This is a genomic window from Streptomyces sp. MnatMP-M17, from assembly GCF_900091995.1.
In the GTDB taxonomy this organism is placed as follows: Bacteria; Actinomycetota; Actinomycetes; order Streptomycetales; family Streptomycetaceae; genus Streptomyces.
The window spans coordinates 1-3,441 of record NZ_FMDK01000328.1 but is presented as its reverse complement, the minus strand read 5'-3'; the positions used below and the strand labels follow the sequence as shown (position 1 = coordinate 3,441).

Genomic DNA, 3,441 nt, shown 5'->3' with positions numbered 1-3,441 from the left:
TCGCCGCGACCCTCGCCGGTCCGGCGGGCCCGGCCGCCCCGGCCGCCGCGCCCTGTCCGGTCCGCAGCTCCGTCTCCAGCGCGTCGGTCATCGGGATCAGCGCGTCCAGCAGCGTCTTGTCGCCGAGATCGGACCGGCCTCGTACCTTGATGCCCTCGGCGGCAGCACGCAGCATGGCGATCGCGTCCGCGCCGCCCAGTTCGGACCAGGACCGTTCGTTGACGGCCCCGGCCGCCCGGAGGAACGCCGTGCCCCACAGCGGTCCCGAGGTCCCGCCCACCCGTTTGGAGATCACCAGGGCCACTTTCTTCAGGAACACCGACGGAGAATCGCGGTCGAAGGTGTCCCAGTCCGCGAGCACGATCTCGAAGCCCCGTGCGAGCGAGTATCCGAAGTCGCCGTCGCCCACGACGGCGTCGAGTTCGCCGAATTCGCGTTCGTTGTCCACCGCCGTCTGCGCGATGGTCCTGACGACGAACTCCAGATCGCTGTCACTCTCGCCGCCACGGACACTGCCCGTGTCGACACCGCTGGTGCCGCGCCCGTCGCGGCGCTCGCTGCTGCGGTCACTGCCGCTGTCTGTTGTCGAAGACATGTCGTCTCTCCTGACTCCTGACTGGCCTGCGTCACTTCGCGCCGGGGGCAGCGGAGAGCAGGAATTCGAGATCGGCGAGCCGGACGAAGGGACGCGGATCCGCACCGAGCGGATCGCTCAGCACCTCCGTGGTGATCTCCTTCCGCGCGGGATCCGTGGGATCGGCGGAATCGGCGGGATCGCCCAGGGACGACACGACCAGCAGCGCGCCGCTGAAGTCCTCCTCGCCGGTGTAGGCGCTGGGTGTCACCACACATCCGAGGCCCGCGTCCAGCGCCGAACGCAGCCCGTTCCGGCTGTCCTCGATCACGACGGTGCCCGTGGCGCCGAGCCCGAGCCGGTCCACCGCGTACAGATAGATGTCCGGAGCCGGCTTCTTGCGCGGGACGATGTCTCCGGCGAACACGGCGAAGCGCGCGGCGAGTCCGGGCCCGGCGGCGAGTTCCAGCACACTCCGTACGGCCGGCTCCGCCGAGGTGGAGGCGACGGCCAGCGTCCATCCGGCGGCATCGGCCTCGGCGGCGATCCGCCGTACGCCGGGCCTGGGCGGAATGGTGCCGCTCTGGATGATCCCGGTGTACACCTCGGTCTTGCGCCGGTGCCATCGCGCGATCTGCTCGTCGAGCGCGTCGGGATCGCTGGGCAGCCCGGCCGCGGCGATGAACTCGGGAGTGAGGAGCGTCTTCATACGCTCCTTGCCTCCGCCGACCTTCACCTTCTCGGCGTACTCGCGGTCGCTCCAGCGCACGGGCAGACCGAATTCCTTGAAGGTCTGGTTGAACGCCGGCAGATGCCCGTAGCGCTCGGTGTCGGCGAGTACTCCGTCGCAGTCGAAGACGAGGGCGGGCACGGTGTCACCCGGCCCGTCCGGCGCTGCCGAAGAGCGTCATGAGCGAGCCGGCCATTCCGATCACGTCCTGGCGCACGGAACGGAACAGGGACGGCGGATCCCATTTCTGTTTCTCCGCGGCCGATTCGAGAAAGGTGAGACTCGACTTCATAAATGTTTCCTTGAGGGCGGTCGAGATATTCACCTTCGCGCATCCTCGGGAAATGAGATCGTGGAACTGCTCGTCGGAAAGGCCGCTGCCACCGTGGAGCGCGATCGGCAGAGGATGTGCCGCGACAATGTCGGAGACCCGCTGGAAATCGAGTACCGGCGCGCGTTTGTAGGTACCGTGAGCGTTTCCGATGGCGGGCGCGAAAACGTCCACACGGGTCGTATCGAGGAATTCCAGCGCCACCTCCAGATCCTGCTGGGCAGCCGCCTTGTCGGTGCCGATGTCGTCCTCCACGCCCGTGATCGATTCGATCTCGCCCTCCACATGGGCGCCGTACGCACGGGCCTCGGCGACGACCTCCACCGTCTGCCGCATATTCTCCGCCACCGGCAGCCGGGAGGCGTCGAACAGCACGGAATTCCAGCCGCGCCGCAGACACTCGGTGATGACCGCACGCTCCGGACAGTGATCCAGATGCAGGCTGACCGGCACCTCGATACCCGCCGTCATCGATGTCCACATGGCATAGAGCACATCGCTGCCGATCGATTTGACCGTCTTGACGGACGTCTGCACGATCAAAGGCGAGGATTTCTCCACGGCCGCCGCGAGAACCGCCTCCATCGTGAGGTCGTTGAAGATATTGATGGCCGGCACACCATAACGCTCTTTGAAGGCGTCGGACAGAATGTCGGTCAGCGGCACGACAGACACATGGACTCCTGGGATCGGGCTCGCCCAATGGGGCCCGGCCCTTCTGGCGGGGGGCCGGACGCTCCAGATCCATTCCACGCCTGTCGGCCGGGCGCCGCCAGTCGGCCGGGTTCCGCCGCACGGCGCTCGAACGAAAGACCTTAGGGCCTCAGATGGTGCGGGCCACGACCTCGATGTTGTGGCCGTCCGGGTCGCGGACGTAGCAGGCGTAGTAGCCCGGTTCGTACTGCGGGAGGAGAGCCGGTTCGCCGAGTACGTCGACGCCCATCTCGACCGCGGTCCTGTGTACCTGGTCCACATGGTCGCGGCTGTCGGCGCCGAAGGCGACATGGAGTTCGCGATCGGTACGGCCCTCGGCCGGGATGATCCAGATATCCGCCTTCTCGCCTCGGCCGAGCCCTACGGTGTCGCCGTCCTCCGCGACGACCTGGGTGCCGCACGGCGCCAGCAGGCGTTCGTAGAAGGCACGGCTGGCCCGGACATCGCTCACCTGGAGTGTGATGTGGTCGATCATGTTTTCCAGTGTCATCGCGACCGCCTCCGAGGTACGGCAGAGACCTCTCGGCGAACGAGTGACACCGGGCGTACCGGCTACGGCGCCCTCCGGCTCATCTGCGTCCAACGGGCCGCTATCGCCTCCAGACGCTCCTGGTAACCTCCCTGATCCACCGTCAGGTCCCGCTCGGCCCGCGACCGGCAGCCGCAGCGGTCCCAACGGGCGGCCTCGCCGAGGGAGTCGGCGGACGGTGTCAGGGCGAACGTCTTGAGCGTGTCGATCAGCATGGGACGGCATACCGGGCAGCTGTCAGGGCGGGCGGTAACGACCTCACCGACCTGCGGGTTGTACCAGGACAGACTGAGGTCGCCGGCCTCGTCGGGCGCGTACGCCTCGATGGTGGCCGTCCGCAGCGCCCGGACAAGCAGCCATAAGGACGGCGGTTCCCACAGGCCCTGTTCATGCGCCCAGCCCAGCAGACTGCCCTGCTTCGCGCTGAGCGGGAAGAGCATCTGGATGGCGAAGCGGGCCGCGCGCGTGCCACGGATCGTGGCGAGTGTGTCCTCGTACGCCTCGGCCGGCGACAGGCCGAGCCCGCCGAGGGTGATGTTGGCGATGGGAGCGATACGGCGGGC

At 67.8% G+C, this 3,441-nt stretch carries 5 protein-coding genes; all 5 read right to left on the bottom strand.

What is annotated here, in order from left to right:
• Window positions 1–595: dihydroxyacetone kinase family protein (locus GA0115259_RS15245; protein ID WP_093596537.1), on the bottom strand; the 595-nt coding region annotated here is incomplete at its 3' end.
• 31 nt (window positions 596–626) lie between these two features.
• Window positions 627–1,445: an HAD-IA family hydrolase gene (locus tag GA0115259_RS15240; RefSeq protein ID WP_093596534.1), complete on the bottom strand. Its 819-nt coding sequence runs from the start codon at window positions 1,443–1,445 to the stop codon at window positions 627–629.
• Window positions 1,446–1,449: 4 nt separating this feature from the next.
• Window positions 1,450–2,310, bottom strand: coding sequence for a class II fructose-bisphosphate aldolase (locus GA0115259_RS15235; RefSeq protein WP_093596531.1), 861 nt, complete (start codon window positions 2,308–2,310; stop codon window positions 1,450–1,452).
• A 148-nt stretch (window positions 2,311–2,458) separates the two neighbouring features.
• The gene (locus tag GA0115259_RS15230) at window positions 2,459–2,824 is read right to left on the bottom strand and encodes a VOC family protein (protein WP_093596540.1); all 366 of its coding nucleotides are present in this window, start codon (window positions 2,822–2,824) and stop codon (window positions 2,459–2,461) included.
• Window positions 2,825–2,901: 77 nt separating this feature from the next.
• Window positions 2,902–3,441: hypothetical protein (locus tag GA0115259_RS40305; protein WP_161230376.1), on the bottom strand; the 540-nt coding region annotated here is incomplete at its 5' end.

What these genes read in the sequence shown, in the direction of transcription:
- GA0115259_RS15230 (WP_093596540.1), bottom strand. Translation starts at nt 2,824, where the DNA reads ATGATCGACCACATCACACTCCAGGTGAGCGATGTCCGGGCCAGCCGT.